The sequence below is a fragment of the Amycolatopsis sp. TNS106 genome (genome assembly GCF_019330265.1).
GTDB classification, from domain to species: Bacteria; Actinomycetota; Actinomycetes; order Mycobacteriales; family Pseudonocardiaceae; genus Amycolatopsis; species Amycolatopsis lurida.
This window is the reverse complement of sequence record NZ_CP024972.1, coordinates 6,020,996-6,047,875: the sequence shown is the minus strand read 5'-3', so window position 1 is coordinate 6,047,875 and position 26,880 is coordinate 6,020,996. Positions and strand designations below refer to the sequence as shown.

At 69.5% G+C, this 26,880-nt stretch carries 30 protein-coding genes; 19 read left to right on the top strand and 11 right to left on the bottom strand.

Annotated features, from left to right (window positions below):
• Positions 1–115 precede the first annotated feature (115 nt).
• The 6 genes from CVV72_RS27560 to CVV72_RS27535 all read left to right on the top strand — a co-directional run bounded on the left by CVV72_RS27560 (position 116) and on the right by CVV72_RS27535 (position 3,260).
• Entirely contained in the window at positions 116–424 is a 309-nt protein-coding gene (locus tag CVV72_RS27560; protein WP_034319872.1) for a WhiB family transcriptional regulator, read from the top strand.
• 214 nt (positions 425–638) lie between these two features.
• Positions 639–992, top strand: coding sequence for an STAS domain-containing protein (locus CVV72_RS27555; RefSeq protein ID WP_219146410.1), 354 nt, complete (start codon positions 639–641; stop codon positions 990–992).
• A 54-nt stretch (positions 993–1,046) separates the two neighbouring features.
• Positions 1,047–1,832 (top strand): metal-dependent hydrolase, encoded by a 786-nt coding sequence (locus tag CVV72_RS27550; protein ID WP_219146408.1) that lies wholly within the window; start codon positions 1,047–1,049, stop codon positions 1,830–1,832.
• A 63-nt stretch (positions 1,833–1,895) separates the two neighbouring features.
• On the top strand, positions 1,896–2,453 hold the full coding sequence (locus CVV72_RS27545) for a TetR/AcrR family transcriptional regulator (RefSeq protein WP_219146407.1): 558 nt from the start codon (positions 1,896–1,898) through the stop codon (positions 2,451–2,453).
• Positions 2,454–2,506: 53 nt separating this feature from the next.
• Positions 2,507–2,830: a hypothetical protein gene (locus CVV72_RS27540; RefSeq protein WP_219146405.1), complete on the top strand. Its 324-nt coding sequence runs from the start codon at positions 2,507–2,509 to the stop codon at positions 2,828–2,830.
• A 37-nt stretch (positions 2,831–2,867) separates the two neighbouring features.
• Positions 2,868–3,260 (top strand): hypothetical protein, encoded by a 393-nt coding sequence (locus CVV72_RS27535; RefSeq protein WP_219146403.1) that lies wholly within the window; start codon positions 2,868–2,870, stop codon positions 3,258–3,260.
• 42 nt (positions 3,261–3,302) lie between these two features.
• On the opposite strand, the gene CVV72_RS27530 is transcribed toward CVV72_RS27535, so the two are convergent.
• Positions 3,303–4,940, bottom strand: a complete 1,638-nt coding sequence (locus CVV72_RS27530) for an ABC transporter permease (protein WP_219146401.1) — start codon at positions 4,938–4,940, stop codon at positions 3,303–3,305.
• Positions 4,937–5,833 carry an ABC transporter ATP-binding protein gene (locus CVV72_RS27525; protein ID WP_219146399.1) on the bottom strand — a complete coding sequence of 299 codons (897 nt, stop codon included), beginning with the start codon at positions 5,831–5,833 and terminating at the stop codon, positions 4,937–4,939. Before CVV72_RS27525 ends, CVV72_RS27530 begins: the two co-directional genes overlap by 4 nt.
• 94 nt (positions 5,834–5,927) lie before the next feature.
• Between CVV72_RS27525 and CVV72_RS27520 the strand changes: the two genes are divergently transcribed.
• Positions 5,928–6,431: a GbsR/MarR family transcriptional regulator gene (locus CVV72_RS27520; protein WP_192747577.1), complete on the top strand. Its 504-nt coding sequence runs from the start codon at positions 5,928–5,930 to the stop codon at positions 6,429–6,431.
• Between the two features lie 48 nt (positions 6,432–6,479).
• Here CVV72_RS27520 and CVV72_RS27515 read toward each other — a convergent pair whose 3' ends face one another.
• The gene (locus tag CVV72_RS27515; protein WP_219146397.1) at positions 6,480–7,070 is read right to left on the bottom strand and encodes a TetR/AcrR family transcriptional regulator; all 591 of its coding nucleotides are present in this window, start codon (positions 7,068–7,070) and stop codon (positions 6,480–6,482) included.
• A 96-nt stretch (positions 7,071–7,166) separates the two neighbouring features.
• Between CVV72_RS27515 and CVV72_RS27510 the strand changes: the two genes are divergently transcribed.
• The 6 genes from CVV72_RS27510 to CVV72_RS27485 all read left to right on the top strand — a co-directional run bounded on the left by CVV72_RS27510 (position 7,167) and on the right by CVV72_RS27485 (position 12,954).
• Positions 7,167–7,799: an NAD(P)-dependent oxidoreductase gene (locus CVV72_RS27510; RefSeq protein ID WP_219146395.1), complete on the top strand. Its 633-nt coding sequence runs from the start codon at positions 7,167–7,169 to the stop codon at positions 7,797–7,799.
• An 85-nt stretch (positions 7,800–7,884) separates the two neighbouring features.
• A complete protein-coding gene (locus CVV72_RS27505) occupies positions 7,885–8,610 on the top strand; it encodes an SGNH/GDSL hydrolase family protein (RefSeq protein ID WP_219146393.1) in 726 nt (241 codons plus the stop codon).
• 116 nt (positions 8,611–8,726) lie between these two features.
• Positions 8,727–8,897, top strand: coding sequence for a hypothetical protein (locus CVV72_RS27500; protein WP_219146391.1), 171 nt, complete (start codon positions 8,727–8,729; stop codon positions 8,895–8,897).
• A 332-nt stretch (positions 8,898–9,229) separates the two neighbouring features.
• Positions 9,230–9,835, top strand: a complete 606-nt coding sequence (locus CVV72_RS27495; RefSeq protein WP_007030724.1) for an RNA polymerase sigma factor — start codon at positions 9,230–9,232, stop codon at positions 9,833–9,835.
• Complete coding sequence (locus tag CVV72_RS27490; protein WP_007030725.1) at positions 9,832–10,311, top strand: hypothetical protein; 480 nt, start codon at positions 9,832–9,834, stop codon at positions 10,309–10,311. The genes CVV72_RS27495 and CVV72_RS27490 overlap by 4 nt, the downstream gene beginning before the upstream one ends.
• A gap of 42 nt (positions 10,312–10,353) precedes the next feature.
• Positions 10,354–12,954 (top strand): CHAT domain-containing protein, encoded by a 2,601-nt coding sequence (locus CVV72_RS27485; RefSeq protein WP_219146389.1) that lies wholly within the window; start codon positions 10,354–10,356, stop codon positions 12,952–12,954.
• Between the two features lie 169 nt (positions 12,955–13,123).
• Here the strand turns inward: CVV72_RS27485 and CVV72_RS27480 are convergent, their stop codons facing one another.
• Complete coding sequence (locus CVV72_RS27480; RefSeq protein WP_219146388.1) at positions 13,124–13,564, bottom strand: SRPBCC family protein; 441 nt, start codon at positions 13,562–13,564, stop codon at positions 13,124–13,126.
• Between the two features lie 134 nt (positions 13,565–13,698).
• Between CVV72_RS27480 and CVV72_RS27475 the strand changes: the two genes are divergently transcribed.
• From CVV72_RS27475 to CVV72_RS27460, 4 genes are all read left to right on the top strand, one after another.
• On the top strand, positions 13,699–15,663 hold the full coding sequence (locus CVV72_RS27475; protein ID WP_219146387.1) for an FUSC family protein: 1,965 nt from the start codon (positions 13,699–13,701) through the stop codon (positions 15,661–15,663).
• A 76-nt stretch (positions 15,664–15,739) separates the two neighbouring features.
• The gene (locus CVV72_RS27470) at positions 15,740–16,078 is read left to right on the top strand and encodes a hypothetical protein (RefSeq protein WP_219146386.1); all 339 of its coding nucleotides are present in this window, start codon (positions 15,740–15,742) and stop codon (positions 16,076–16,078) included.
• Between the two features lie 202 nt (positions 16,079–16,280).
• On the top strand, positions 16,281–17,213 hold the full coding sequence (locus CVV72_RS27465) for a TauD/TfdA family dioxygenase (RefSeq protein WP_219146385.1): 933 nt from the start codon (positions 16,281–16,283) through the stop codon (positions 17,211–17,213).
• Positions 17,214–17,274: 61 nt separating this feature from the next.
• On the top strand, positions 17,275–17,505 hold the full coding sequence (locus tag CVV72_RS27460; RefSeq protein ID WP_219146384.1) for an antitoxin: 231 nt from the start codon (positions 17,275–17,277) through the stop codon (positions 17,503–17,505).
• 68 nt (positions 17,506–17,573) lie between these two features.
• Here the strand turns inward: CVV72_RS27460 and CVV72_RS27455 are convergent, their stop codons facing one another.
• The 5 genes from CVV72_RS27455 to CVV72_RS27435 form a co-directional block, all read right to left on the bottom strand.
• A complete protein-coding gene (locus CVV72_RS27455) occupies positions 17,574–18,527 on the bottom strand; it encodes a prephenate dehydrogenase (protein WP_219154159.1) in 954 nt (317 codons plus the stop codon).
• A gap of 48 nt (positions 18,528–18,575) precedes the next feature.
• Positions 18,576–20,594 carry an NADPH-dependent 2,4-dienoyl-CoA reductase gene (locus tag CVV72_RS27450; protein ID WP_219146383.1) on the bottom strand — a complete coding sequence of 673 codons (2,019 nt, stop codon included), beginning with the start codon at positions 20,592–20,594 and terminating at the stop codon, positions 18,576–18,578.
• Positions 20,595–20,603: 9 nt separating this feature from the next.
• On the bottom strand, positions 20,604–21,140 hold the full coding sequence (locus tag CVV72_RS27445; RefSeq protein WP_219146382.1) for a PadR family transcriptional regulator: 537 nt from the start codon (positions 21,138–21,140) through the stop codon (positions 20,604–20,606).
• A 111-nt stretch (positions 21,141–21,251) separates the two neighbouring features.
• Complete coding sequence (locus CVV72_RS27440) at positions 21,252–22,100, bottom strand: SAM-dependent methyltransferase (RefSeq protein ID WP_219146381.1); 849 nt, start codon at positions 22,098–22,100, stop codon at positions 21,252–21,254.
• A gap of 27 nt (positions 22,101–22,127) precedes the next feature.
• Positions 22,128–22,595 carry a MarR family winged helix-turn-helix transcriptional regulator gene (locus tag CVV72_RS27435; protein WP_125679026.1) on the bottom strand — a complete coding sequence of 156 codons (468 nt, stop codon included), beginning with the start codon at positions 22,593–22,595 and terminating at the stop codon, positions 22,128–22,130.
• A 146-nt stretch (positions 22,596–22,741) separates the two neighbouring features.
• Between CVV72_RS27435 and CVV72_RS27430 the strand changes: the two genes are divergently transcribed.
• A complete protein-coding gene (locus tag CVV72_RS27430) occupies positions 22,742–23,689 on the top strand; it encodes an alpha/beta hydrolase (RefSeq protein ID WP_219146380.1) in 948 nt (315 codons plus the stop codon).
• A gap of 124 nt (positions 23,690–23,813) precedes the next feature.
• Positions 23,814–25,031 carry an esterase family protein gene (locus CVV72_RS27425; protein WP_219146379.1) on the top strand — a complete coding sequence of 406 codons (1,218 nt, stop codon included), beginning with the start codon at positions 23,814–23,816 and terminating at the stop codon, positions 25,029–25,031.
• On the opposite strand, the gene CVV72_RS27420 is transcribed toward CVV72_RS27425, so the two are convergent.
• On the bottom strand, positions 25,032–25,871 hold the full coding sequence (locus CVV72_RS27420) for an oxygenase MpaB family protein (protein ID WP_219146378.1): 840 nt from the start codon (positions 25,869–25,871) through the stop codon (positions 25,032–25,034).
• Positions 25,872–25,916: 45 nt separating this feature from the next.
• On the bottom strand, positions 25,917–26,813 hold the full coding sequence (locus CVV72_RS27415; protein ID WP_219146377.1) for a class A beta-lactamase-related serine hydrolase: 897 nt from the start codon (positions 26,811–26,813) through the stop codon (positions 25,917–25,919).
• Positions 26,814–26,880 lie beyond the last annotated feature (67 nt).

Here is a 26,880-nt window from a genome sequence, read left to right as displayed (position 1 = left end):
CGCTGCCGATCGGTCAGATGCCCTGGGTGTGAGCAAACCAAACCCACGTTTGAGCCGTGCAAGGGGCGGGCATGTAACCGGCGACAAACGATCTCCTGGGAAGGCGGGGACCGACATGGCTGACGTGAGCCGGCTGCCGAACGTGGTGGCGGAAGAGTGGGATTGGCAGCTCCGTGGGTCGTGCCGAGGCGCCGACAGCAGCTTGTTCTTCCACACGGACAACGAGCGCGGTTCGGCCCGCGAGCGGCGCGAGTCGCGGGCCAAGGCCATCTGCCAGACCTGCCCCGTGCTGGCGCAGTGCCGCAAGCACGCGCTCTCGGTGCAGGAGCCGTACGGCATCTGGGGTGGGCTGGGCGAGATCGAGCGCCGCGAGTTGTTCCTCCGCGAGCGCCGCGCCGAGCGCAAGGCCTTGACCGCGCATTGAGCGCGTCCCGGGCACCGGTCGGCGACGCGCGAGACGGCGATCGTGGCGCCCCGTCCGTACTGGGTTAGGGTTGGGACTGTCGTTGCGGGGACAGCCACGCCTACCCGCCGAAGAAGAGCGTGCGTCCGTGTCCGGACTGGGCGCGGCCGTCGCTTGAGACCACAGGCGCGTTCCGGCGCTGAGCGTCGGTTCTCACCTGATGAGGAGAATGTGCATGCCCGCAGCGGACCAGAACACCACGCCGCCCGGTTTCAGCATCACGCTGGACGCCGAGGCGTCTGAACAGCGTGTGGTGGTCACCGGTGAGCTCGACCTGCTGACGAGCCCGCAGCTCCAGGAGACCCTCGGGGCCCTGATCACGGACAAACCGTCGGGTCGGGTGGTCGCCGACCTGACCGGGGTGACGTTCTTCGACTCCTCGGCGCTGAACGTGGTGCTCCAGGCACAGCGTCAGGCCGCCGAGAACGAGGTCGAGCTCGAACTGGTGCCCAGCCCGCAGGTGAGCCGAGTGATCGAGCTCACCGGCGTCGCCGAGCACCTCAGCGTGTCGGAAGAGCCCCCCGCCTGATCCCCCGCTACGGTCGTGGGCTCGTGATCCGCGACACCTGGGGGCAGCACGATGATGGGGCGGACGCATGCCCTGACCGGCTGGTGCGCGGGCCTCGCGCTCGCACCCGTCGTCGGGGCGGGCACGGTGCACCAAGCGGTCGTGTTCGCCGCGACCACGGCCGGATTCGCCCTCCTGCCCGATCTCGACCACCCGGGCGCCCGCGCGTCGAAGCTGCTCGGCTGGTTCACCGGAGCGATCTCCTGGCTGCTCCGCCGGGTTTCGGCGGCCCTCTACGCGCTGACCAAGGGGCCTCGGGACGAGAAGGTCACCGGTAAGCACCGCCATCTCTCGCACACCGTGCTGTTCGCCGTCGGTCTCGGCTTCCTGACTTCCTGGGGTACGGCCGAAGGCGGCCCGTGGGCGGTGTTCGGTGTCGTCGTCCTCGGCCTGCTGCTCGCGGAAGGCGCGCTCGGCGACTGGCTCCTGCCGGTCAGCGGCGCCGCGGTGGGCTGGTGGGTGTGGACCGCGCCGCCGGACAAGGCGGCGCAACTCGCGGAGATCTCCGGCTGGCTCGGCATCGCCGTCGCGGCCGGGTGCTTCGTGCACTGCCTCGGCGACGCGCTGACCGAGTCCGGCTGCCCGTTCCTGTTCCCGATCCCCATCGCGGGCGAGACCTGGTACGAGATCCGGCCGCCGAAGGCGCTGCGGTTCCGCACCGGCAAGAACGTGGAGAACCGGCTGATCTTCCCGGTGTTCGCGGTCGCCGCGGTGGTGCTGATCCCCGGGGTCTGGGAGTACCTGTTCACCACCGTCCAGGGCTTTTTCCCGCCGGAGGGCACACAGACCGCGGTGCAGTGAGGAATGCCCTCGTCGGCGGCGGCGTTGAATCGGAACGCCGGACCCGGTTCGAGGAGGGGAACAGTGGACAAGCCAGTGCTGCGCGCCGACGCGCGCCGCAACCGAGCGAAGGTGCTCGCGGCCGCTGAAGAGGCCTTCGCCGTCGACGGCCTCGCCGTCCCCCTCGACGAGATCGCCCGTATCGCCGGTGTCGGCGCGGGCACCGTCTATCGGCATTTCCCCAGCAAGGAAGCGCTCTTCCAGGCCGTCGTGGTGGACCGGCTCGAACAGTTCGCGGCGGAAGCGCGCGAACTGCTGACCGCCGAAGACCCCGGTGAAGCGTTCTTCGGCTTCTTCAAACGCGTCGTCCAGCAGGCGTCGCGCAACCGGGCACTCTGCGACGCGCTCGCCGAGACGACCGGGCTGGGGTTCAAGGCGGGCGCGGGCGACGACTTCCGGGCGGCGTCACAGGCGCTGCTGGCCAGGGCGCAGGCCGCGGGCGCGGTCCGCGAGGACATCGACGGCGACGACCTGCGCGCCCTGATCGCCGGATGCCTCGCCGCCGAACGGTACTCACTCGAAGAGCGTCATCTCGTGCGGATCATTGTCGACGGTTTGCGCACGTTACGTAACAAAACGTAAGATCAACGCGAGAAGTCCTCGTACCTGCGCTTCGCACGGCGAGGGGGTGCCGGATGTTCGGTCAAGGTCCCACCGCCGGTTCCGTCACGGTCGCGGCCATCGCCGGCCTGGCGACCGGGCTGCTCGTCGCCGCCCTCCTGGTGGCAGGACGCGAGCCGCAGCGCCGCGTGTACGAAGTCGGCACGACCCCTTCCCCGGTCACGACGTCCCGTTCGGTCGGGCCGGTCACGGTGACCGTGCCTGGCAGCGCGCCGGAACCGCTCGTCGTCACCCGCACCAGGACGCCGGCGCCGCGCACGGTGACCAAGACCGTGACGCCTTCACCCACCTCGACGGAGCTGCCGCCCAGCACGACCACGGGATTCCGGATCGACTGAGGCAACCCGGGCGGCCCCTCGCGCCGTCTGTCCGGGTATGCGGCGGCTCCCCGTTTTCGTGCTCTTGCTCGCGTCCTTGACCGCGTGCCATCCCGGCGAAAACGCTTGTGCGGCCATCGGGCTGAGCGAGGGGATATCCCTCGCCATCCCGCCGGAAGTGGCCGCCCGTGTCACCCGTGTGTCGCTGGAGTTGTGCTGGGCCGGTACCTGCGTGACCGAATCCGCGCCCGGTGGCGAGCGCGTCTTCATCCCGACCCGGGGCCTGCCGACCACGCCGGTCCGGACCACGGTGACCCTCGACAACGGAAAGCCCTATGTCCTCGACGTCACCCCGGTGATCGCCTATCCGATAAACAAAGCGTGCGGAGACGGCGTGCCGGTCGCGAAACTGGTCGTGACGCCCGGCGGCGAAGTACGGCAAGGACCGTGAAGGCCGCCCCCGATGAACGGCCTCCACGGTCATCCCCTGTGGCTAGCCGACGTCCCTGCGCCGCCAGCCCATGAGCCCGGCCACGAGCGCGACCACGGCGACCCCGGTCAGCCAGACCAGCGGTGTCGCGGTGAACTCCGCGGCGGGCAGTTTCGGAACGTGCGAGAACGGGGAGGCGTCCACGACCGCCTGCGGCAGGTTCAGCACCGGGCCGAACAGGCTGAGCAGCAACGCCAGCCCGGCGATCGCCCACGCCGCCGTCGAGAGTTTCGGCGCCAGCCCGAAAAGCGTCACGGCGAGGCCGGTGATCACCCACACCGCGGGAAGCTGCGCCAGCGAAGCGAGCACCATGTCCCCGACCGAGTCGGGGACACTGCCCGCCCGCATCCCGTTCGACAGTCCCAAAAGGACACCGCTGACCACCATCATCAGCGCCGTGCCGCCGAACGTGAACACGAGATGGCTCCCCAGCAACCGCATCCTGCCCACGCTCGTCGCGAGGAGCGGCTCCACCCGCACGGCGGTCTCCTCGGCGCGGAGCCGCAAGGCGGACTGCACGCCGTAGAGCGCGACGACCATGGCGAACAGGCCGGCCATCGCCGCCATGAAGGCATCGATCAGCCCGTCCGTGCCGCCGAGGCGCTGGAAGATCTCCTTCGCCTGCCGGCTTTCCCCGACGACGTCACCGATACCGCTCGCCACCGAGCCGAACACCGCGGCGCAGACCGCCGTGCCGACCAGCCAGCCGATCAACGGACCCCGGTGCAGCCGCCACGCCAGCGCGAACGGGCTGCGCAGCGACGACGCCGCCTCGGCGGGCCCTGGACGCGGAGGGATGATGCCGGTGCCGACGTCACGCCGCGGAAGAAGCGCGTACCCAGCGGCGCCGACGACCACCGTCGCGGCCAGCGGCAGCAGGAACACCCACCAGCGCTCACCGGCGAACGGCCGGATCTGCTGCGCCCACCCGATCGGGGAAAGCCAGGAGACCCACGTCGCGTCCGAGGTCGAGTCACCGACGGCACGTAGCAGGAACGCGACCCCGACGGCGGTGGCGCCGATCCCGTTGGCCGTCCTCGCGTACTCGGCGACCTGGACGGCCACCGTCGCGATCGCCGTGAAGACCAGCCCGGTCACCGCGGTGGCGGCGCCGAGCGCGAGCGAGCCGCCGACGGGCAGCTTCGCGCCGATCATCAGCCCGGTCTCGACGAGTCCGATGAGGACACTCGCGCCGGCGGACACCAGCACGCCCGCGGTCAGCAGGGCGTAGCGGCCGACCACCGCGGAGGCCAGCAGTTCCGCGCGGCCGGAGTCCTCCTCGGCGCGGGTGTGCCGGGTGACGGTGAAGACCGCCATCAGCCCGGCGATCAGGGCGAGGAACCCGCCGAGCCGCCACGCGGTGAACCCGCCGGCGGTCGAAAGGTCGAAGGCCGGTCCGTAGATCAGCGAAAGCGACGGGTTCGCGCCCATGCTCGCGGTGAGCCCGGCCCGTTCGGCGGCCGTCGGGTACAGCGTTTCGAACGTCCCCGAGGACGTCGAGGGCATGATCCCGAGCAGGACGACCCAGATCGGCAGGACGATCCGGTCCCGCCGCAGCGCCAGCCTGGTCAGATGCCAGGTGCCGACGAGTCCGTGCGACGGCCCGGAAACGGTCACCGGGCGCTCCAGCGTCGCGGTCATTTCGCGCTCGCTTCGGTGGTGTAGTGACGGAGGAAGAGTTCTTCGAGCGTCGGCGGCTGGCTGGTCAGGCTGCGGACGCCGACCTGGGTGAGCTGACGCAGCGCTTCGTCGAGGGAGCGGGTTTCGACGTCGAAGCGGACCCGGTTGCCCTCGACCTTGAGGTCGTGGATGTTCTCCAGCCTGGTCAGCCCGTTCGGCGGGCCGGCGAGCTCGGCGGAGATCGACGTCCTGGTGAGGTGCCGGAGCTCGGCCAGCGTGCCGGTCTCGACGGTGTGCCCGTTGCGGATGATGCTGACCTTGTCGCAGAGCGCCTCGACCTCGGCGAGGATGTGGCTCGACAGCAGCACCGTGCGGCCCTGCTCGCGTTCCTCCTGGATCGCGTACTGGAAGGTGGCCTCCATCAGCGGGTCGAGGCCGGAGGTCGGCTCGTCCAGGATCAGCAGGTCCACGTGCGAGGCCAGCGCGGCCACGATCGCGACCTTCTGCCGGTTGCCCTTGGAGTAGGTGCGCCCCTTCTTCCTGGGGTCGAGGTCGAACCGTTCGATCAGATCCTTGCGGCGGCGCTGATCGAGCCCACCCCGCAGCCGCCCCAGCAGATCGATCACCTCGCCGCCGGACAGGTTGGGCCAGAGGTTCACGTCGCCGGGGACGTAGGCGAGGCGCCGGTGCAGGCTCGCCGCGTCCTTCCAGGGGTCGCCGCCGAGGAGGCGGACGTCGCCCGAGTCCGCATGGAGCAGGCCGAGCAGGACCCGGACGGTGGTCGACTTCCCCGCGCCGTTCGGGCCGAGGAAACCGTGCACCTCCCCGACGGGTACCTGCAGGTCAAGGCCGTCCAAAGCCTTGGTCCGGCCGAAGGATTTGTGAAGGCCGGAGATGGAGATGGCGTTTTCCATGAAGCTGAAGGTACAGTGATTTCACGAAGTTGTGAAGTTAAGAAAACGTATGGACGGTGTGATCACTCTGGGGGTCGTAGGAGAGGATGTGTCCATGACGACGACGCCTGAGAGTGCTTCGAGCACCCAGAGAGACGAGGACGCCGTCCGCCGTTACGTGGAGCACCTGGGCCTCACGCTTTCCCAGATCGGGATGCAGCGGATGCCCGCCAGGGTGTTCGCCGCGCTGATGACCACCGACGCCGGCCGCCTCACCGCGGCCGAGCTGGCCGACCAGCTTTCGGTGAGCCCCGCCGCGATCTCGGGGGCCGTGCGATACCTGGAACAGATCGGGCTGGTCGCCAAGGAACGCGAGCCCGGCTCGCGCCGCGACCACTACCGGCTCTTCGACGACCTCTGGTACGCCACCTTCATGAAACGCGACCGCATGATCACCATGTGGCGCGACGCGGCCGACGAGGGCGTTTCGGCGCTGGGCGAGGACACGCCGGCGGGCGAGCGGGTCGCCGAGATGCGGGACTTCCTGAGCTTCATGATCAAGGAACTCAACGACATGTACGCGAAGTGGCACGAGATGCGGGCCGAAAAGGGCAAGTAGGTGCTGGGCCTCGTGAGTGGCTAGGACGGTTAGAACCGTCCTAGCCACTCACGAGGTCACCGCGACCACCAACGTGCCCGCGAGCCTTTTCGCCCACTCGTCCAGCTCTTCCGAGGGCGGCTCACGGTCGTCGAAGGACGCCAGGAACGCGTACTGGAAACAGGCCCCGAGCAGCAGTGACGCCGCCGCGTCCAGATCCGCGTCCTCGCGAACCCTGCCGAGCCGGGCCTCCTCGCCCAAGTACGCGGAGACGCGCACCAGCGGGACGTCCGGCCCGCCCGCCCGGCTCATGACCTGGTCCCGATGGGTCGCGAGCAGCTCCCGCGAGGAGAACAGCGACACCGCGATCGGGAAGCTCTCCAGGTAGAACGACAGCGTGACGCGTGCCAGCCGGGCGAGGTTCTCCGCGAGCGACGTGTCCGCCGCGGACCTCATCAGCTCGTCCAAGGTCGTCCCGAGCGCGGGCAGCCGCTCGGTGAGCACGCTCATGAAGATCTCGGTCTTGTCCTTGAAATGCTTGTACAGCAACGCCTCGGAGTAGCCCGCCGCCCGTGCGATGGCCTTCGTCGTGGCGTGCGCGTAACCCTGCTCGCGCATCACCTTCGCCGCCGCGGCGACGATCTCCTCGCGGCTTCCCATATTCGCTCCTGAGGGCTTCTCAGCGTTCGCTCGACAAGTGGTGGGTGAACACTCACCATAGTGGGTGAGTGTTCACTAACCCAGGAAGGCGTGACCATGAAGCTCACTGTTCTCGGTGCCACGGGCGGGGTCGGCTCCGAAGTCGTCAAGCAGGCACTGGCCGCGGGGCACCACGTCACGGCGGTCGTCCGCGACCCGTCCCGTCTGGACGCGGAAGGCGAACTGCTGGAGGTCGTCGTCGCCCAGCTGTCCGAGCACGGCGTGCTGACCGAGGCCGTGTCCGGGCGCGACGTGGTGATCTCCGCCCTCGGCTCCCGCGACCGCAACCCGACGACCATCGTCACCGACGGGGCGCACGCCGCGATCGCCGCGCTCGGATCGGCGGGCACGCGGCGGCTGCTCCTGGTGAGTGCCAGCGGCCCGTTCGTCGACGGCGACGCCTTCTTCACCAGGAACGTCGTCAAGCCGATCCTCGGCAAGGTCCTCCGGCACGCCTTCGCGGACATGGTCGCCGCCGAGCGGATCGTGCGCGCGAGCGATCTCGACTGGACGATCGTGCGCCCGCCGCGTCTGCTGAACGGGCCGCACACCGGCGCGATCGCCGCCCGCACCGACGGCAACGTCCGCGGGAGCTACAGCATCAACCGCGCCGACGTCGCCGACTACCTGCTCCGCGCGGCCGCGGACGACTCGCTCGTCCGCCAGACGGTCTCGATCGCACAGGGCTGACACCCCGCGTTTCGTCCGCTGAAAGCGGTTGTTGCGTGCGCAACGATCGCGTTCGGATGACGAAACGCGGAAGTAGGGTCGCGGGGTGATCAGCCGTGCGGTGGTGCTCGCCCCGATCCTGCTCGCGCAAGCCGTCCGGGTGCGCCGTACGACGCCGAGGCTGCCCGGTGCCGAAGGGCCGGTCACCGGACTCGTGAAGGGCGACGGCCGTCCGCTGCGGCTGGCGGTGCTCGGCGAGTCCACCGTGGACGGCGTCGGTGCGGCCACCCACGCCGAGGCGCTGACCGGACGGCTCGCGGACGAACTCGCGCGGGACGGCGGCGCGGTCGCCTGGCAGGCCATCGGCAAGACCGGCGCCAACGCGCGCGTGGCGCGCGAGGAACTGCTGCCGCTGCTCGAACCCGCCGACCTCGTGGTGATCGCGCTGGGTGTCAACGACACGATCGAACTGCATTCGGCCACTCGTTACCGGCGCGACCTGCTCGATCTCGTCGTCGCCGTGCGGCGCCGGGCAGGCCGGGTGCCGGTGGTGCTCGCGGGCGTGCCGCCGATGGGCCGGTTCCCCTCGCTGCCGCGTCCGCTGCGGGACGTCCTCGGCGCGCGGTCGGCCGTCCTCGACGCCGCGGCCGCGCGGCTGGGGTTGCTGCCCGGTGTCGTCCACGTCCCGATGCCCGCCGCGATGCTGGACCCGGCGACCTTCGCCGAGGACCGTTTCCATCCCGGCCCCGAGGGCTACCGGCGCTGGGCCGAACAACTCGCGGACGTGAGCCGACGGCTACTCAGCGACACCATTTCCGGGCAAAAACGCTGATCAGGTCACCCGCCTGCCACAGATTAAGAAATTTCCGCGAAAAAGCTGGCTCTGCGTGTATCTGGTGGCAGCCTCATTGCGTCCTATGGAGCAGTCGAGGAAATGAGGGACACCCGATGACGACCGAGACCAACACCGCGCCCGTCGACGACGAGGCCACGGCCACCGAAGACCTCGAAGAGACGACCCCGAAGCCGAAGCCGATCACGGCGCCGGTCCCGCCCCGTCCCGGCACCGGCCCGGACGGCAACTGGGACCCGTACGGCACCAACCCGCCGTCGAACTGAATGAACACGGACAGGTGATGTCCGGAGGCCGAGGGGGCCGCCGGGCATCACCTCCGGGTGCTCCTTCGGGGGAGGGGGACGCCCGGACGCGGGCCCGTTGGGGAGCGGGCCCGGGGGGAGGGAAAAAAGGGCCGGCCGGTGCGCAGTCCACACCTACTCGCGCCGGCCGGTGCCTTTGTCCCTCGCCCAGACCGAAGAGGACGACCGAAACTCGACGAAAAAAAGTTAGTGACTTGATGTATCCCAGAGCCTCTTGCACGCTCCTTCTCCCCGAAGGGCCCGCGATACTGCCAGCGCCGACACGAAGACACGTCCGAAGTGGGGCAGATACGGTGACCGACGTGCAAACGACCGAGGTAGACCCGCCATGGGAAGGACTGACCGGTGCCGACCTGCATGCCGCCTGCATGCGCGCGGCGCGGGCCGGTGACCGCCAGGCGATGGACAGACTTGTGCACGAGCTGACCCCGCTCGTATGGCATGTCGCGCGCGCGAACGGGCTCGATCGCCTGACCGCCGAGGACGTGGTCCAGACGGTGTGGCTCGCCCTCTTCAGCCAGCTCGAAAAACTCCGTGACCCCAAAGCGCTCGCCGCCTGGTTGATCACCACCACCAGGCGCGAGGCCCAGCATCCCTTCGGTCGCCGCGCTCAGCCCGTTCCGCTGACCGACGAGCTGGCCGAAAGCATGGAGAGCACCCATCCGGCCCCCGAAGAGGAAGCCGTCCGCGCCGACCGGGATCGCCGGGTCTGGCGCGCCTTCCTCCGCCTGCCGCACCGCTGTCAGCAGCTCCTTCGGCTGACCGTGCTCGCCGGGCGGGCCGAATACCAACTGGTCGCCGAAGCACTCCGTATGCCGCGCGGAAGTGTCGGCCCGACCAGGGGCCGTTGCCTCGAATCGATGCGCGACCTGCTGGCCCACGAAGGGGGAAGCCGATGAACGACCTCGGGACGCCGGGGGAGATGACCTCCCCGGGCGATGAGGCCTTGCTCGCCGATATCGGGCGCTTCATGGACGAACTGGACCCGCCACCGGGAGACCTGGTGCAGCGGGTTCAGTTCGCGCTCGCGCTCGAAAACCTCGACGTCGAGGTCGCCCGCTGGGAACGGATGGACGCCACCGCGGGCGTTCGCGGCAGCGACACCGGCACGATCACCTTCACCGTCAGCGACCTGACCGTGATGATCAACCTCACCAAGATCGGCAAGAAACACCGGATCGACGGCTGGCTCGTGCCCGCCGGCGAGTACGGAGTGGAGGTTCGCGTCGCCGAGCACGGCACGAGTTCCACCACCGCCGACGAAGGAGGCCGGTTCGTGCTGGACAATGTCCCCCAGGGCACCACCCAGATCGTGATCCACCTCGGCGACGTGACCTGTCGCCGGACGGTCGTGACCCCGACAGTGGTGCTGTAACCGGACGGCTGTTCCGTTATGCGGCGTGGGTGTGCTCCCATAGTGCGTGTGCCCGCGCAGCCTTCCGTCGTCGACGCCGTAGTCGAATCGGCGGCCGATCTGCACCGCCGGGCCAGGGTCGCGGCTTCCGACCACGGGCCCGGCGCGGCGATCAGGTTGCTCCAGAGCGGGTTGTCCCGGCTCGGGCAGGTGGACGCGGACAGCCCCGAACGGCTGGAGATCCGGGTCCGGATCCTGGTCAGTCTCGCGGCCGCGGAAGCGGAGATCACGTCCCAAGAGGACGGTTTCGTCCGGCTGGACGAGGCGGAGCGGACAAGGCTTCGGCTGCCGAGCGGTGAAGCCCGGCGAGAACTGGGTTTCATCGTCGTATTGCAGCGCGCGCTGGTGATGATGCGAGTGGGGCGGCTCGACGAATCGCTCGCGCTCTACAACGCGGTGATCCCCCAGCTCGTCGCCGAGGCTGACAGGCACAGTCTCCTGCTGACCAGGACCTTGGTGAACCGGGCCTGGCTTCAGCTGCAGAAGACCAATCCCGTCGACGCGCACCGGGACCTCGTCGACGCACTCGATCTCGCCGTCGAACACGGGCACCGGATGCTCGAAGGGAAGATCCGGCACAACCTGGGGGATCACGCCCAGTTGCTCGGCGACATCCCCGAGGCGCTCCGGCACTACGAACAGGCGGCCTCGATCTTCGTCACCGACGGGCCCGGCTCGCTGCCGCTCGTCCGGCTCGACCAGGCGAAGGCCCTGCTCACCGCCGGGCTCGCCGAGGAGGCGGCGCGACACCTCGACGAGGCGATCCCCGAACTCCGGGACAACGGCGCGCACCATCTCGTCGCGGAAGCGGAGGTCGCGCGGGCCGGGGCCGCCATCCTCGAGGGTGACCACGTCCTCGCGAAGAAGCTCGCGACGTCCGCACGGCGGAGCTTCCTGCGGCGTGGCAACGGCCGGTGGGCGGAGATCGCCGAGTTGACCCGGCTCCGCGCGGACGCGGTGAAGGCACTGGCGGACCGGGAGAAGAAGCCGTCCGCGAAACTGCCGGAGCGGCTCGCCGACCTCGCCATCCGGCTGGCCGGGCTCGGTCTGCGCGACGAAGCGGGCGCGGCCCGGATGTTCGCGGTGCGGCTGCTGATCCGTCGCGATGAGACGGTCGTCGCGCAGGAACTCCTGGCGCAGGTACCGAAACCGCGGCAGACCACGCCGATCGACCACCGGATGCAGCTGCGGTTGTGCCGGGCCGAACTCGCGGTGGCGTCGCACCGGCCGCGTTCGGCGCTCGCGCAGGCGCGGGCCGGGCTGGCGGAACTCGGGCAGATCCGCGACCGCATGGGCGGGCTCGATCTCGTCTGCGGGACCGCGGCGCATGGTGAGGAGCTGGGCAAACTCGCGCTCACGCTGGTGCTCAAGAAGGCGAGGCGCAGCGGTGCCGGGGCGAAGAGCCTGTTCGCGTGGCTGGAGCGCACACGCGCGCAGGTGTACCGCTACGAACCGCTGCCGGTCATCGAGGATCCCGCGCTCGCCCGGCACATCAACGAAATGCGGCACGTGCAGGGGACGATCCAGGCACGTCGGCTGTCCGGTGAACCGGTCGGGAAACTCGAGGAGCGCTACGACCGTCTGCAGCGGGAGGCGACGCGGCTCGGGTGGTACACCAGCCAATGGGGTCGTCCGCGCCCGGTCTCGGCACCCGAAGAGGTGGTGGAGCGGCTCGGCGATCGCGTACTGGTCAGCCTGATGGGGTATCGCGACACCTTGTACGCGGTGGTCGTCGACCGCGGCCGGTTCCGGCTGCTGAAGCTGGGGCCGCTCGCGGAGATCGTCGAGACCGCGCGGCAGTTGCACGCGGACCTCGACGCGCTCGCCCCGGACAACCTGCCCGCGCCGCTGGTCGAGGTCGTCACCGGTTCCGCGCGGCGCCGGGCGGACAAACTGGACAAGCTGATCTCGGCGTCGCTGGCGAAGACGCTGGAAAACCGCGAGCTGATCATCGTGCCGATCGGCTCGCTGTACGCGTTGCCGTGGGGAGCTTTGCCGTCACTGCACGGACATCCGGTGTCGATCGCGCCGTCGGCGACCGCCTGGGTGACCGCGTCCGGACGGCGGAGTTCCGGTCCGGTCCTGCTCGCCGGCGGCCCCGGTGTGCCGGGTTCTGTCGGTGAAGTGCGGAACCTGCGGGCCGTGTACCCGCAGGCCCGTCTCGTCGACGGGAAAGATGCGACCAGCGACGCCGTACTGTCCGCTTTGGACGGTTCCGGGATGGCGCATCTGGTCGCGCACGGCGCGCACGAACCGGCGAACGCGCTGTTCTCGCGGTTGGAACTCGTCGACGGCCCGTTGTACGCGCACGAAACCGCCCGGCTCGCGAAGCCGCCGGAACGGGTGGTGCTGGCCGCGTGCGAACTCGCGATGAGTCATATCCGGCCCGGCGAGGAGGCGCTCGGTTTCGCCGGGACGCTGCTCGCCAGTGGTTCGCGGACGGTCATCGGCGCGATCGCGCGAGTCGGCGACAAGGCCGCCGCCGCGGCGATGTCCGACCTGCACCGGCGGCTGGCTTCGGGGACGGCGCCCGCCTTGGCACTCGCGGAAGCGACCGCCGCCGATCCGCTGCGGCGCCCCTTCCTGTGCCTGGGCGCGGGCTGAAGGGGACTCTCGCCGCGTCCAATGTGGCCATGGCGTCCTTCAGTTCCCCACAGGACTTGTCCACAACCATCGCCACCTGTGGACAACTCCGCCGAGCGGCCCTTTCCCACGCCCAGCGCCGGTAGACTGGACTCGGGGTCGCCCCCCTTGGGAAGGGCGGGGGGTGGGGTCAGGCGCGTTCCGCGTATTTCACCAGGCGGGTGGCCAGGATCGAGACCACGGTGCGCAGGGCCGTGCGGACGGCGGCGCCGGTGCCGGGCAGCGGTTCGGTGAACCGGCCCGTCCAGCGGAGATCCGTGCCGCCGGAAGCGTTCGGCGTGAACGAGACTTCGGCGCGATAGTCCTTGAGCGGCGCGAGACCCGCGAAGCCGTAGACGTGCTTTCGGTCCTGTTCGTACTCCAGCGTCTCTTCGTGGAGGTACACCGGCCACAGCCCGACGGCCCGGACGGCGCCCACCCCGTCCGCGTCCGGTTTCCGCGCCCAGCGCGAGTGGAACACCACCGGCTTCGCCCATTCCGACCACCGGGAACCATCGGCCTCCAGCGCGAACAGAGAAGCGGGCGAGGCGCTGCTCGTCCGGTTGACCTCGAAAGAGTACGTCTTGCCCATGTGGCGACGATAACCGCTCCGGCCGCCACGGATAAGTGGACAAGGGTGACAATGCCGCCTCCGTCGATGTTGCCAAAGTGGCTTTCGCAACGCGCCACCCCTGGCCGTACCGTCCGATAAGTCAAGATAGGGGCGTGAGCACGACGCGTCGCGAGATCGCCGCACCACATTGGCTGGTGCAGCTGCTCCGCAGCACGCCGGTTCCCATTCCGTGGAACATGGTCGCCCGCGCCGTCCTCGCCCTCGCCGTCCCGCTGGCCGTCGGCTACGCGCTCGGCGACATCGGGGTCGGCGCGCTCGTCTCCACCGGCGCCCTGCCCACCGTCCTCTCCGAATCCGCCGGCCCGTACCGCTACCGCGCCCGGCGGCTCGGCGGCGCCACCGCGGCCGCCGCCCTCGGCTACTTCGCCGGGTTGATCACCGGCGGAATCCCGGCCGCGTCCATCCCGGTCGTCGTCGGCGTCGCGGCGGTGTCCGCCCTGATCAGCGCCGCGGGCAGCAACGCGTCGGTCGCCGGGCTCCAGATGTTCGTCTTCTGCGTCCTCGGCACCGGCCAGCACGTCACCGGCCTGCGCGTCGAGGTCCTCCTCGGCTACTTCTGCGTCGGCGCCGCCTGGAGCCTGCTCGTCGCGCTCGCCACCTGGACCTTCCGCGCCACCAGCCCCGAACGCGGCGCCGTCGCGCACGTCTACGTCGAACTCGCCGCGATGTTGTCCGCGACCGACGAAGCCACCTCCCGCGTCGCGCGCCACCAGCTGACGACCGCGATGAACACCGCGTACGACCGGCTGCTCACCGCGCGATCCTGGCTGTCGGGCCGCGACGCCACCTACCGCCAGCTGCTCAACCTGCTTTCGGCCAGCACGCCCGCCGTCGAGGCGTCGGTCGCGATGGTCAACGCCGGCCGTCACGCCCCGGACGACGTGATCGATCACTTCATCGCGACTTCGGCCGCCGTACTCGCGAACCAGGAACTACCGGAGCCGCCCGAAGCGCCCGAAGACGCAGACCCGGTCCTCGCCGCGCTCTACGCCGGACTCGCCCGGATAGGCAAGGGCGACAACCGGAAACGGCGCGAGGTCCAGCCGTGGCACAAACGCCTCCGCGGCTGGGCGGGGTCGCTCGTCTCCGGCCCGCTCACCTGGTTCGCCGCGCTCCGCCTCACCTTGTGCGTCGCGATCGCCGAAGTCGTCGCGCTGCTCGTCCCGTTCGAACGGTCCTACTGGATCACGCTCACCGTCGGCATCGTCCTCAAACCCGACTTCGGCTCGGTCTTCGGCCGCGCCGTGCTGCGTGGTATCGGCACGGTGATCGGGGTGGGCATCGGCGCGGCCGTACTCGCCGCGGGCGGCGAAGGCTGGCTGCTGGTCCTGCTGATCGCCGTGTTCGCGGGCGGCGTCGCGGTCGGCAAGGTCCGCAACTACGGCATCCTCAGCGCCTTCGTGACGCCGCTGATCATCCTGCAGATGGATCTCGCCAGCACCGGAAGCTGGGACGTGGTGCTCGCACGGCTCGTCGACACCGTGCTCGGCTGCGCGATCGTCCTGCTCTTCGGCTACCTGCTCTGGCCGGGCAGCCGGCGCCCGCAGGTCGGCGGACGGCTCGCCGACAGCCTCGACAGCCTGGTGAAGTACGTCGACAAGGGCCTCGTGCTCGCACCCTCGGGTGAAGCGCGCCTGGAACGTTCCCGCGCCCGTCGCCGCGCCTATCGCGCACTGGCCGATCTGCGGACCGCGTTCCAGCAGGTCGTCGTCGAACCCTCCGCCGCCGGGCGGCAGGCCGTCGCCTGGTGGCCGGTGATCGCCGGGCTCGAACGTGTCGCCGACGCCGTCACCGAGGTCGGCGTCACCCTCGGCCGCGGTACCCCCGCCCCGGCCGACGCCGACATCGCCCTCCTGACGGCCGCCCTCACCGAACTCGCGGTCGCCGTGCGCGAAGAACGGGAACCGGCGGAGATGCCGATGCCCGACAACGAGCAGCTGTCCGGCGTCGTCGACCAGATCGGTGCCGCCTTCGACGCCGTGCGCGGCCCCGACCTCGTCGAACGCGCGCCGCTGCGGCTGGTCCGGCGGTTCCTGCCGTACCACCGCCGCGCCTGAGGCCTGCCACCACCCGGACGGGGGAGGGTGAGCATCATCTCGAACTAATGTTCGAGTTTTCACGCATAATCGACGCATGCTCGACACTGGTGACACGCTGCCGCCGGGGCCGCGTCACCTGCACATGGTCCGGCCCAACCAGCCCGTTTGGGTCGATCTCAAGCTGGTGTACCCCGTCGGCGCGGTGAAGACCCGCCTGCCCGACGGCCTGGATCTGACCGGCATCGTCCCCGGTCTGCTGGGGATGTGGCGGGCGACGACGACGGGACACTGGGTCGGCTGGGTCACCTTCCAGCTCGGCCCGGTCGGCCGGGGCGGCACGACGCATTCGCAATGGGTGCTGGCCGAGGCGCTGCGCCCGCGCGAGGAGCGGAACACGTGGTCGGGAAGTTTCCCCTCCGAGCGGAGACGATGATCGTCCCGTTCCGTGGACGCTGTTGACCGCACGCCAAATCGCGCCCACGATGGCCCTGTGTCCGTCCACTGGGAGTCCGCGCCGACGCGTTCGGCCGGCGAAGGCGTCGCCGCACTGCTCCTGCGCCGTGGACGGTTGGGCTCCCCGCCCGCGTAGCTCCTCATCTCGCCAAGTCATCCGACGGTGAAGCCTGGGAGCACGTATGTCCATCGCCCTGCCCGGCCGTGTCCGTCTCCGCCCCGCGACCGTCCCCGACGGCGGCATCCTCGAAGGGCCGCGGCTGCTGCGGCGCCTGCCGGAAGGCGTCGAAGAACGCCCGTACGAACTTTTCTCGCTGCGTCCGCTGGGACGGGTGATCGGTGCCGAAATCGGCGGCGTCGACCTCGCCCGGCCGCTGACGCCCGCTCTCCACGCCGAGCTGAATCGCGCGCTGCTGGAGTGGAAGGTGTTGTTCTTCCGCGACCAGGACATCACTTCGGAACACCAGCGCGCCTTCGCCGCCAACTGGGGCGAACTGGAGACGAACCCGTTCATCCCGCAGGGGGAGACCGAGGACACCACCCGGTTCACCCGTTCGGCGAGCATGCCCGCGTTCGAGAACATCTGGCATGTGGACGTCACCTTCCTGCCCGAGCCCGCGCTCGGTTCGGTCCTGCGGCTGATCGAGGTCCCGCCGGTCGGTGGCGACACGATGTGGGCCGACATGGCCGCCGCCTACGACAACCTGCCCGAAGACGTCCGCGAGCGGATCGACGGGTCGACCGCGGTGCACGACTTCATCCCCGGCTTCGACCGCTTCTCCGATCCGGAACTGCTGCTGCGTCACCAGGACGCGTTCCCGCCGGTCGAGCATCCGGTCGTCCGCACGCATCCGGAAACCGGGCGGCGCACCCTCTTCGTGAACCAGGCGTTCACGACGCATATCGTCGGCATGGACCGCGGCGAGAGCGACAAGCTCCTGCGGTACCTGTTCAGCCGGGCGCATGTCCCCGAGTTCCAGGTGCGCTTCGCCTGGCGGCCGGGTTCGGTGGCCTTCTGGGACAACCGCGCCACCCAGCACTACGCCGTCAACGACTACCACCCGCACGCGCGGGTGGCCGAGCGCGTCGCCATCGTGGGCGACCGGCCGTTCTGAGCGTCCCCACGACGGGTGATCGCCGGGGCGTCTTCGCCGGTACCTGTGTGACGATGTGGCCATGGGCATCAACTTCGACGAATTGAAGAACAAGGCCACCGACGCTCTCCGCGAGCACAACGACAAGATCGAGGGCGGCCTGGACAAGGCGGCGGACTTCGCGAAGTCGAAGTTCTCCGGTCACGACTCGCAGATCGACTCCGGGGTCGAGAAGGCGAAGGGCTTCATCAACAAGTTCGACGACACCCCCGACAACCCGCCCCAGGGCCAGCAGCCCCCGCAGGCCCAGTAGCCCTCGCGTTTCGTCCTCTGGATGCGGTCCTTGCGCGTGCGACTACCGCATTCAGGGGACGAAACGCGTCAGGAGACCTCGCCGATCGCGGTGTCCCCGTCGATCGCGGTGATCCAGCCGCCGCGCTCGCCGAGCGCGATCAGGCCGTCCCGCGCGTCCGGCGCGCTCAGGCTGATCCGGACCCCGGCGCGTTCCGCGTCCTTCGCGGCCGCGAACGCTTGCGCCCCTTCATGACCCGCGTTGACCGTCACCGCGAGACCGCCCGTCGACGCCAGTGAGCCCCGCGCGGCACCCAGCCGCCCGAGCGCCTCGTCGACGATCGGCAGCAGCGCGTCCCGGTTGCCCTCGGTCATCGCCCGCACCAGCGCCGGGCTCGACCCCGCCACCCGCGTGCCGTCCGTGTAGGACCCGGCGGCCAGCGACATCGCCAGCGGCCCGCCCTGCGCGCCGATCGTGGCCAGGATGGCCGCGAAGATATGCGGCAGATGCGAGATCCGCGCGACCGTCTCGTCGTGCGAGTCCGCCGGCAGCGGTACGACATGCGCGCCGACGTCCAGCACGAGCTGGGCGACTTCGGCCCAAGCGGTCAGATCGGTGTCGTGTTCGACGCCCAGCACCCACGCCGCGCCGCCGAACAGCGCCGGGTCGCTCGCCTTCCAGCCGGAGTTCGCCGTCCCGGCCATCGGATGCCCGCCGACGAACTTCGCGTACGGCGCGCGACGGCGGACCGAGTCGAGCACCGGGCCCTTCACGCTGGTCACGTCGGTGAGCACGCAGTGCCCGGCGACCCGCGAAACGGTCCGGAGTACCTCCTCGACCGCGGGCAGCGGCACCGCGAGCACGATCATCGCGTCCCGCTCCGCCGCCTTGCCCAGCGCGGCTTCGACCTGCGTCGTCACGTCGAAACCCGCTCTGCTGGCGGCGTCCGCGTCAGCTTCGGAGGTCGTCGCCCCGAACGTGGTGCGGCCGATCGAATGCGCCGCGCGCAGCAGCGAACCACCGATCAACCCGAGCCCGATCACGCATACGTCCCGCACAAGGGTTCATCCTGCCATCTACAAGGCCCCACGTCAGAGAACGGCGGCGAGGCGGGTTCCCTGATCGATGGCCCGTTTGGCGTCCAGTTCGGCCGCGACGTCGGCGCCGCCGATCAGATGCACCGGCAGTCCGGCCGCGCGCAGGTCGTCCACGAGGTCGCGTACCGGCTCCTGTCCCGCGCAGACGACGACGTTGTCCACATCGAGCACGCGTGGCCGGTCACCGACGGTGATGTGCAGGCCGTCGTCGTCGATCCGGTCGTAGGTGACCCCGGTGAGCTGCTCGACGCGTTTGGCCTTCAGCGCGGCCCGGTGCACCCAGCCGCTGGTCTTGCCCAGCCCCGCGCCGATGCCGGACTTCTTGCGCTGCAGCAGGAACACCTGCCGCGGTGACGGCTCGACCTTCCGCTCGGTCAGCCCGCCCGCCGCCCGCTCGGGATCGGTGACGCCCCATTCGGCCATCCACGCGTCCAGATCGAGCGCGGGGGAGGTGGTATGCGTCAGGAACTCGCTGACGTCCACGCCGATCCCGCCCGCGCCGATCACGGCGACCTTGCCGCCCACCGGTTTCCCGTGCCGGACGACGTCCACATAGGACAGAACCTTGGGGTGGTCGATACCGGGGAGCGACGGCACCCGCGGCGTGACGCCGGTGGCCAGTACGACCTCGTCGAATCCGGCGTCGACCAGGTCGGCGGCGGCCACGCGCGTGCCGAGGTGCACCTTGACACCGGTGACCTCCAGCCGTCGCGTGTAGTACCGGATGGTCTCCGCGAACTCCTCCTTGCCGGGGATCTTCCGCGCGATCCCGAACTGGCCGCCGATCTCGTCGTGGGCTTCGAACAGATCGACCGTGTGCCCGCGCTCGGCGAGGCCGGTCGCGGCCGCGAGCCCGGCGGGACCGGCGCCGACGACGGCGACGCGTTTGGTTTTGCGGGTGGGCGAAAGCGTCAGCGTGGTCTCGTGGCCGGCACGCGGATTCACCATGCAGGAAACCAGTTTCCGCTTGAACGCGTGGTCGAGACAGGCCTGGTTGCAGGCGATGCAGGTGTTGATCTCGTCCTCACGCCCGCTCTCGGCCTTGCGGATCCATTCCGGATCGGCGAGGAACGGCCGCGCCATCGACACCAGGTCCGCGTCCCCGCTCGCCAGCGCCTCCTCGGCGACCTCGGGCATGTTGATCCGGTTCGACGTGACCACCGGGATCCCGACGTGCGGTTTGAGCTTGCCGGTCACCCAGGTGAACGCCGCGCGCGGCACGGACGTCACGATCGTCGGCACCCTCGCCTCGTGCCAGCCGATGCCGGTGTTGATGATCGTCGCGCCCGCCTCTTCGACCTCCTTGGCCAGCGCGACGACGTCTTCCCAGCGCTGCCCGCCTTCGACGAGATCCAACATGGACAGCCGATAGACGATGATGAAGTCCTCGCCGACCGCCTCGCGCGTCCGGCGCACGATCTCGACGGCGATCCGTCGGCGGTTTTCCGCGCTCCCGCCCCATTTGTCGGTGCGCTTGTTGGTCCGCTCGGCGAGGAACTGGTTGATGAAGTAGCCCTCGGAGCCCATGATCTCGACGCCGTCGTAGCCCGCTTCCTTGGCGAGGAAGGCGCAATCGGCGAACGCGCGGATCTGGCGCAGCACGCCGTACCCGGAGAGAGCCCGCGGTTTGAACGGGTTGATCGGCGCCTTGATGCCCGACGCGGAAACGCTCAGCGGATGGTAGGAATACCGGCCCGCGTGCAGGATCTGCAGTGCGATCTTGCCGCCCGCCTCGTGCACCGGATCGGTGAGTCGCTTGTGCGCCTTGGCTTCCGCGCGCGTCGAGAGCTTCGACGCCAGCGGCAGGAGCCAACCGGTCCGGTTCGGGGCGAAGCCGCCGGTGACGATCAGCCCGACCCCGCCGCGGGCGCGTTCGGCGTAGTACTCGGCCAATTGCGGGAAGTGTGCTTCCTTGTCCTCGAGGCCGGTGTGCATCGAACCCATGATCACCCTGTTGCGCAGGGTGGTGAAGCCGAGATCGAGGGGGGACAGCAGGTTGGGGTACTGGCTCATCGCTGGTCCTTACGCATCGTGGTGGAATGCCCGGAGGACTTCCTCGAGCCACTCGACGTGGCCCTGTTCGGTTCGGATTCCTCCGCGCAGCACGAGGTACTGATGCAACGACTGTCCACTGAGGACGCTGGGGTCGGGAAAGTCGTGCTTCTCGATCAGCAGGTAGGCGTCGAGTCGTGCCGCGTGCGCGTCGCGATGCCGGGCGACCTCGGCGGCGACGGCGGCCGGATCGCCGAGGGCGGCGCCGCGGATCTTCACGGCGAGCTCCCTGGCGGTGGCCGACGGATCGGGTTCGGCGAGCCAGCGGGCCAGTTCGGCCCGTCCCGCGTCGCCGACGGTGTAGACCTTCTTGTCGGGTTTCCCGGACTGCGCGACGGGGGCGACGGCGACCCAGCCGGCGTCCTCCATCCGCTTGAGGACACGGTAGATCTGCTGGTGGGTGGCGCTCCACCACAATCCGATGGACTTCTCGAAGCGGCGCGTCAGCTCGTAGCCCGAGCCGGACCGCTCGGACAGCGAAACGAGGATCGCGTGCTCCAATGCCATGCACCTAGTTTCATATGCACCTAGTTGCACTGCAAGGCGACGCGCGTCACAAGCGCGTGAAGGCCCCCTTCCCTCGGCTGAGCCGAGGGAAGGGGGCCTTCACGGGAAAAGCTATGGCTTGCGGGCGATACCGCCGATGACGCGGGACTCCGAGGGGTTCGCGGCGAAGATCGTCTTCTCGTCAGGATGCCACGCCGGCGCGTAGACCAGGCCCGGCTCGAGCAGCGGCCAGCCACCGAAGAACCGCCGGAACTCGTCCATGGTGCGCAGGAAACCGGGGTTCGTCGTGGTCTCGTAGTACTCGAGGATGTCGAGCAGCGCCTGTCGTTCCTCGTCGTTGGCCGGATTCTCGTTGGTCATCTGGGAAAGCACCAGCAGCGAACCCGGCGCGAGCCGGTCGCGGTAGAAGTCCAGCAGCCCGTCGGGGTCCTGCTCGTCCTTGATGAAGTGCATGACCGCGTTGACCACCAGCGCGATCGGCTCCCGGACGTCGATGATGCCGGAGTCCATCACCCGGTCCCAGAGGTCTCCGGGGTCGAACAGGTCGGCGGCGATCGCGTGGTGACGGTCCGGGTCGGCGGTGTCGGCGAGCAGCAGCGTCGAATGCGCGAGCGCGATCGGCTCGTTGTCGATGTAGAGGACGTGCGTGTCCTCCTGCGGCCGCGCCTCGTCGGCGACCTCGTGCACGTTGCCCGCCGTCGGCAGGCCGGAGCCGATGTCGACGAACTGCCGGATGCCCAGTTCGGCGCAGTGCCGCACGGCCCGGCCGAGGAACTGCCTGCTGGTCTTGCAGTAGTCGCCCATGAGCGGCAGGCGCTCGCGCACCTTCTCGGCGAAGTTGCGGTCGATGGCGTAGTGGGTGTCGCCGCCGATGAAGTAGTCGTAGACCCGGGCCGCGGACGGCCGGTCCAAGCTGTTCTCGACGGCCCTGAGCGCCGCGTCGTGATCGATCATCGTCATCCCTTTGTCCGCGCCGGAAATCCCATGCTAACCGGCCGGGACGTAGGCCTCGCGGTAGGCGTTCACGGATTCGGTCAAGCGATCGAGCTCCGCGCGGGTGCGGGCGAGACCGGCCGCGTCGAGCCCCATCGCGTCACCGATGATCTTCGGGATCCCGCTCGCGCGCTCCCGGAGCCGGGCACCGTCCCCGGTCAGGCTGATGCGGACGGACCGTTCGTCGTCGGCTTGCCGGACGCGCTCGACCAGCCCGGACTTCTCCAGCCGCTTGAGCAGCGGCGACAGCGTGCCGGAATCGAGGTTCAGCACGGTGCCGAGTTCCTTGACCAGCCGCTCGTCCTCCTCCCAGAGCGCGAGCATCACCAGGTACTGCGGATAGGTCAGGCCCAGATCGTCGAGCACCACGCGATAAAGCGCGGTCACGGCCCGCGATGCCGCGTAGAGCCCGAAGCACAGCTGATCGTCCAGGCACAGCGATCCGGTGTTGTCCGTCGGCATCGGTCCTCCTCGTCCCCATGGTGCGTCGATCATGCCGCAGAACGCCACTCGAGTGAGCCAAATCTCCTTGAGTACATTTTAGTTGTGCACAACTTAGTTGCGAGCTATCTTCGATCTCGTCCCACTTCGGCTTTCAGGAGGCAGAGATGACCGCCAACCCGCACAACCTGGCCCTCGAACCGGCCGCGCAGGCTTTCGTGGAGGCCACCGCCACCCCGCCGTTCCTCTTCCAACTGCCGCCGGACGAAGGCCGCAAGGCCGTCGACGAGGTCCAGGGCGGCGACGTCGAGCTGCCCGCCACGGACGTCGAAACCACGCACGTGGACGGCGTCGAAGTCCGCATCGTCCGCCCGCGGGGCGTCACCGGCCCGCTGCCCGTGATCGTCTACATCCACGGCGCCGGCTGGGTCTTCGGGAGCTTCCACACCCACGAGCGCCTGGTCCGCGAGCTCGCCGTCGGCGCGGGCGCGGCCGTCGTCTTCCCGGAATACGACCGCTCGCCCGAGGCGCGGTACCCGGTCGCCATCGAGCAGAACTACGCCGTGGCGAAGTGGGTCGCCGAGCAGGGCGCCGAAAACGGTTTCGACAGCACGAAGATCGCGATCGCCGGGGACTCCGTCGGCGGCAACATGACCGCCGCGCTCACCTTGCTCGCGAAGCGACGCGGCGACGTCGCCTTCCGGCAGCAGGTGCTCTTCTACCCGGTCACCGACGCGAACTTCGACACCGAGTCCTACCGGCGGTTCGCCGAGGGCTACTTCCTCGCCCTGGACGGCATGAAGTGGTTCTGGGACCAGTACACGACCGACCCGGCGCAGCGCGCGGAAATCACCGCGTCGCCGCTGCGGGCGAGCCTCGACGACCTGGCGGGCCTGCCGCCCGCGCTGGTGATCACCGCCGAGGCCGACGTCCTGCGCGACGAAGGCGAGGCGTACGCCGCCAAGCTCCGTCAGGCCGGGGTTCCGGTGACCGCCGTGCGGTACCAGGGCATCGTGCACGACTTCGTCATGCTCAACACGTTGCGTGGAACGCACGCCGCGGAAGCCGCGATCACGCAGGCGATCGGAGTGCTGCGCACCGCGCTCGAAGGCTGAGCGATCCGTCCAGGGTGACACGCGTCACCCTGGACAACACTTTCCGGTGGTCGCACGTCTCTTGATCCAGATGTGGGAAGTGCGGTGCGGGGGCGCGCCGCCGCCGGAGAGGGACACGATCGCCATGGGATTGGGACTGAGTGCCATCCGGCTCGATTCCACGCTGAACCTCGTCATCGTCGTGGTGCTGGCCCTGCTCGCGATCATCGCCGTCCCGTTCTTCTGGGAACGCTGGCGCCGCAAGCTTCTCGGCCGCAGCGGCACGATCCTCGTCGCGGTGGTGCTGATCGTGGTCAGCACCGCGATGGGCGGGAACATGATCGGCGGGTTCTTCCCGACGGTCGGCGCCCTCTTCGGCACCGGCGTGTACTCGGCCGACAGCGTCGACGCCGTCGCCGGGGAGAACGGCTCGGACCTCGACAAACTGCGCGACGCCGGGGCGATGCGAGCCAAGGAGGGCAAGGGATCCGTCGTCCACATGACGGTGACCGGCAAGCGCACCGGCCTCACGCGCGACGTCTCGGTGTACTTCCCGCCCCAGTACTACGATCCCGCGTACCGGTCGCTCAAATTCCCGGTCATCGAATGGATCCCGAACTACCCGTCCGGCCCGGAAGTGGTCACCGGCCCGTACGGGATGCCCGCCAGGCTCGACGAAGCCATCGCGAAGCACGTGCTCCCGCCGACCCTGGTGATCATCCCGGACCCGACCGGGAAACCGAAGGTCGGTCACGACACCGAATGCGTCGACGAAGTCGACGGCGCGGCCAACGACACCTATCTGACCGCCGACATCCGCGACTGGGCCATCGAAAAACTCGGTGCCGGCACGCAGCGGAAGGCATGGACGATGGCGGGCTGGTCCTCGGGCGGCTACTGCGCGATGAACCTGGTGACTCGACACCCGCAGTGGTACGGCCAGGCGGCGAGCGTCAGCGGCTACTTCAAGGCCGCCGTGGACGCCGAGACGGAGAATCTTTTCAAGGGCAGGCAGGACATCGTCGACGCGAACACGATCACCTTGAACCTGCAGAAGCACCCGTCGCCGGTCGACATCCTCGCGATCGCGGGGGAGAAGGAAAGTTTCGAGAGCTTCTCGCTCGATCAGCTCCAATCCGCCGTCCGCGCGCCCACGACGCTGTCCACTTGGCGGATCCCGGACGCCGGGCACAACATGAACACCTTCAAGACCCAGATCCCGGACGTGCTGGCGTGGATCGGCGCACGCACCGCGCCGCCGAGTGCGCCGCAGGACAAGAAGATCGTCGGCAGCGGCGGGGTCAAGCCGTGGCCGCTGCCGAACACGGGCGCCAAGGGCGCACTGGTCGACGTCGTCGAATAGCTACCCGCGCTTGGCGTGGTAAGCCTTGGGGTACAAGCGAAGGCGGTCGGGAACGCGGCTGCCCGCCATCCTCGTGGCCGTGCCGACGCGCCTGAGGCGCCGCTCGTCCGCGTCTGTCCACTTGAGACTCAATCGGTCGCGCAAGGATGAGGGGAGCAGGCCGATCGCGCACAGGGTCAGCACGGTCCCGCCCACCGGCCGGACGGGACGCCACAAGGCCTCCGGCAAGAACCACCACGGCGGCGGTGGCGTGTCCCGCATGGTGATCGAGTGGAGCAGTTCCCGGACCGTGTGGTTGTCTTCGAGCCGATTCGCGACGACGCCGTCGAAGTAGGCCTCGAACCCTTCGAAATCCTCCGGCATGTGGTGTTCGCGGAGGCCGAGAAGCAGGCCGAGCCGTCGCCATTCCGCGTAGAAGCGACGCTTTTCGTCGTGGGACAGAGGGCGTATGAACACCTCCTGCATGCGAACCGCCGTCCAGAACGTCGAGCCGTGCACCCACCAGTAGGCCTCGGGGTTCAGCGCGTGATAGCGCTTGCCGTGGTGGTCGACGCCCTTGATCGCCTTGTGCATCTCCCGGAGCCGTTCGGCCTCCGCGATCGCTTCCTGGCCGCCGAAAACCTGTGACAGCAAGGAATCGACGGTCCGGTCGAGGCGGCCCCACGGATCTTCGGTGAAGTTCGAATGGTCGTGCACGCCGGCGCCGATCACCGGATGGGCGACCTGCAGCAGCAACGCCGTCCCCGCGCCGAGCAGCAGTCTCCGATCGCCGACCACTCGCCAGGCGACGGAATCCGGGCCGAGCGGGGTCACGGCGGGCAGGCGGGCTTCGATGCTCATGACGACCTCCCGAGAGAGCGGCGTGCGGCCACTGTCCCACCTTGTTTACAGGTCGTCAATAGCCGGTCGAAGCGCTTTCACCACCTCGGTCGCCCGCCTGCCCGCGCCGGTGTAGGTGGTCGACACCGGTTGGGACGTCAGTACTACGACGATGTGGCGATCGTCTTCGCCGACGGTGCCGGAGCTGTGCAGGATCCGGGAACCGCGGCAGCACGCCCAGCCCTGCTTGACCGACCAGCGGAGGGAACTGACGGCGTCCGGGATGCCGAAGTATTGCCGGACGCCGTCGGATCCGCTCTCCGTCGCGCCGCTCAACGCCCGCATGATCGTCGTCCGCGTCCCCGCTGCCGCCTGGTCCAGCAGGTAACGGTAGATCTTCGCGACGTCCGCGGCGGTGGTCCTGGTGTCGCCCCAGCGGCCGGGATCCTCGGGGGGACGCGTGGCGCCGAGGCCGATCTTGGTCGCCCAGCGGGTGACGATGGCGGGTCCGCCGTGGGCCGTCCACAGCCTGCTGGCGATGTCGTCGTCGCTGACCGAGAGCATCCGTTGCACGGTGCTCGACGGCGCGCCCGCTTGAAGCGCTTCCAGCGCGATGAGCAGTTTCACCAGCGAAGCCGAGGTGTACGGCCGGTCCGCCTTGACGGAGACCGTGGTCTTCTTGGCGGTGCGGTCGTAGACGACCACGCTCACCTGCCCGCCGGGGACGAGGCCGGGGAGGGCCTCGGTGTCGACGGACTTCGGCGGCGGTCCTGGCTCCGCCGAGGAGGACGGGGCCGGTGATTCGGCCGGCTCCAGTTCCGCTTCGACGGTCATCACCGTGTCCCCCGACGCCGCGACCGCGACCGCCACCGGGCCCGGACGTGGCAACGGAATCAGCACCATCGCGAGAATGGCCCCCAGGCACAGTCCCACCAGGAGGACGACTCCGCTCACCTTGCCCACACGACTTGTTGACCGGATCACCCGATCGTGTTCACGGCTAGGCCGTTCGGACGCCTCGGTTTGCCCG

Excerpts from the sequence above, each read along its gene's own strand:
- CVV72_RS27515 (WP_219146397.1), bottom strand. The coding sequence starts at position 7,070 with ATGGGAAGCCGCGAGGAGATCGTCGCCGCGGCGGCGAAGGTGATGCGC.
- CVV72_RS27430 (WP_219146380.1), top strand. The coding sequence starts at position 22,742 with ATGACCGCCAACCCGCACAACCTGGCCCTCGAACCGGCCGCGCAGGCT.
- CVV72_RS27540 (WP_219146405.1), top strand. The coding sequence starts at position 2,507 with ATGTTCGGTCAAGGTCCCACCGCCGGTTCCGTCACGGTCGCGGCCATC.
- CVV72_RS27525 (WP_219146399.1), bottom strand. The coding sequence starts at position 5,833 with ATGGAAAACGCCATCTCCATCTCCGGCCTTCACAAATCCTTCGGCCGG.
- CVV72_RS27435 (WP_125679026.1), bottom strand. The coding sequence starts at position 22,595 with ATGCCGACGGACAACACCGGATCGCTGTGCCTGGACGATCAGCTGTGC.
- CVV72_RS27440 (WP_219146381.1), bottom strand. The coding sequence starts at position 22,100 with ATGACGATGATCGATCACGACGCGGCGCTCAGGGCCGTCGAGAACAGC.
- CVV72_RS27560 (WP_034319872.1), top strand. The coding sequence starts at position 116 with ATGGCTGACGTGAGCCGGCTGCCGAACGTGGTGGCGGAAGAGTGGGAT.
- CVV72_RS27535 (WP_219146403.1), top strand. The coding sequence starts at position 2,868 with ATGCGGCGGCTCCCCGTTTTCGTGCTCTTGCTCGCGTCCTTGACCGCG.
- CVV72_RS27510 (WP_219146395.1), top strand. The coding sequence starts at position 7,167 with ATGAAGCTCACTGTTCTCGGTGCCACGGGCGGGGTCGGCTCCGAAGTC.
- CVV72_RS27420 (WP_219146378.1), bottom strand. The coding sequence starts at position 25,871 with ATGAGCATCGAAGCCCGCCTGCCCGCCGTGACCCCGCTCGGCCCGGAT.
- CVV72_RS27450 (WP_219146383.1), bottom strand. The coding sequence starts at position 20,594 with ATGAGCCAGTACCCCAACCTGCTGTCCCCCCTCGATCTCGGCTTCACC.
- CVV72_RS27480 (WP_219146388.1), bottom strand. The coding sequence starts at position 13,564 with ATGGGCAAGACGTACTCTTTCGAGGTCAACCGGACGAGCAGCGCCTCG.
- CVV72_RS27555 (WP_219146410.1), top strand. The coding sequence starts at position 639 with ATGCCCGCAGCGGACCAGAACACCACGCCGCCCGGTTTCAGCATCACG.
- CVV72_RS27500 (WP_219146391.1), top strand. The coding sequence starts at position 8,727 with ATGACGACCGAGACCAACACCGCGCCCGTCGACGACGAGGCCACGGCC.
- CVV72_RS27465 (WP_219146385.1), top strand. The coding sequence starts at position 16,281 with ATGTCCATCGCCCTGCCCGGCCGTGTCCGTCTCCGCCCCGCGACCGTC.
- CVV72_RS27550 (WP_219146408.1), top strand. The coding sequence starts at position 1,047 with ATGGGGCGGACGCATGCCCTGACCGGCTGGTGCGCGGGCCTCGCGCTC.
- CVV72_RS27425 (WP_219146379.1), top strand. The coding sequence starts at position 23,814 with ATGGGATTGGGACTGAGTGCCATCCGGCTCGATTCCACGCTGAACCTC.
- CVV72_RS27490 (WP_007030725.1), top strand. The coding sequence starts at position 9,832 with ATGAACGACCTCGGGACGCCGGGGGAGATGACCTCCCCGGGCGATGAG.
- CVV72_RS27520 (WP_192747577.1), top strand. The coding sequence starts at position 5,928 with ATGACGACGACGCCTGAGAGTGCTTCGAGCACCCAGAGAGACGAGGAC.
- CVV72_RS27470 (WP_219146386.1), top strand. The coding sequence starts at position 15,740 with ATGCTCGACACTGGTGACACGCTGCCGCCGGGGCCGCGTCACCTGCAC.
- CVV72_RS27530 (WP_219146401.1), bottom strand. The coding sequence starts at position 4,940 with ATGACCGCGACGCTGGAGCGCCCGGTGACCGTTTCCGGGCCGTCGCAC.
- CVV72_RS27460 (WP_219146384.1), top strand. The coding sequence starts at position 17,275 with ATGGGCATCAACTTCGACGAATTGAAGAACAAGGCCACCGACGCTCTC.
- CVV72_RS27445 (WP_219146382.1), bottom strand. The coding sequence starts at position 21,140 with ATGGCATTGGAGCACGCGATCCTCGTTTCGCTGTCCGAGCGGTCCGGC.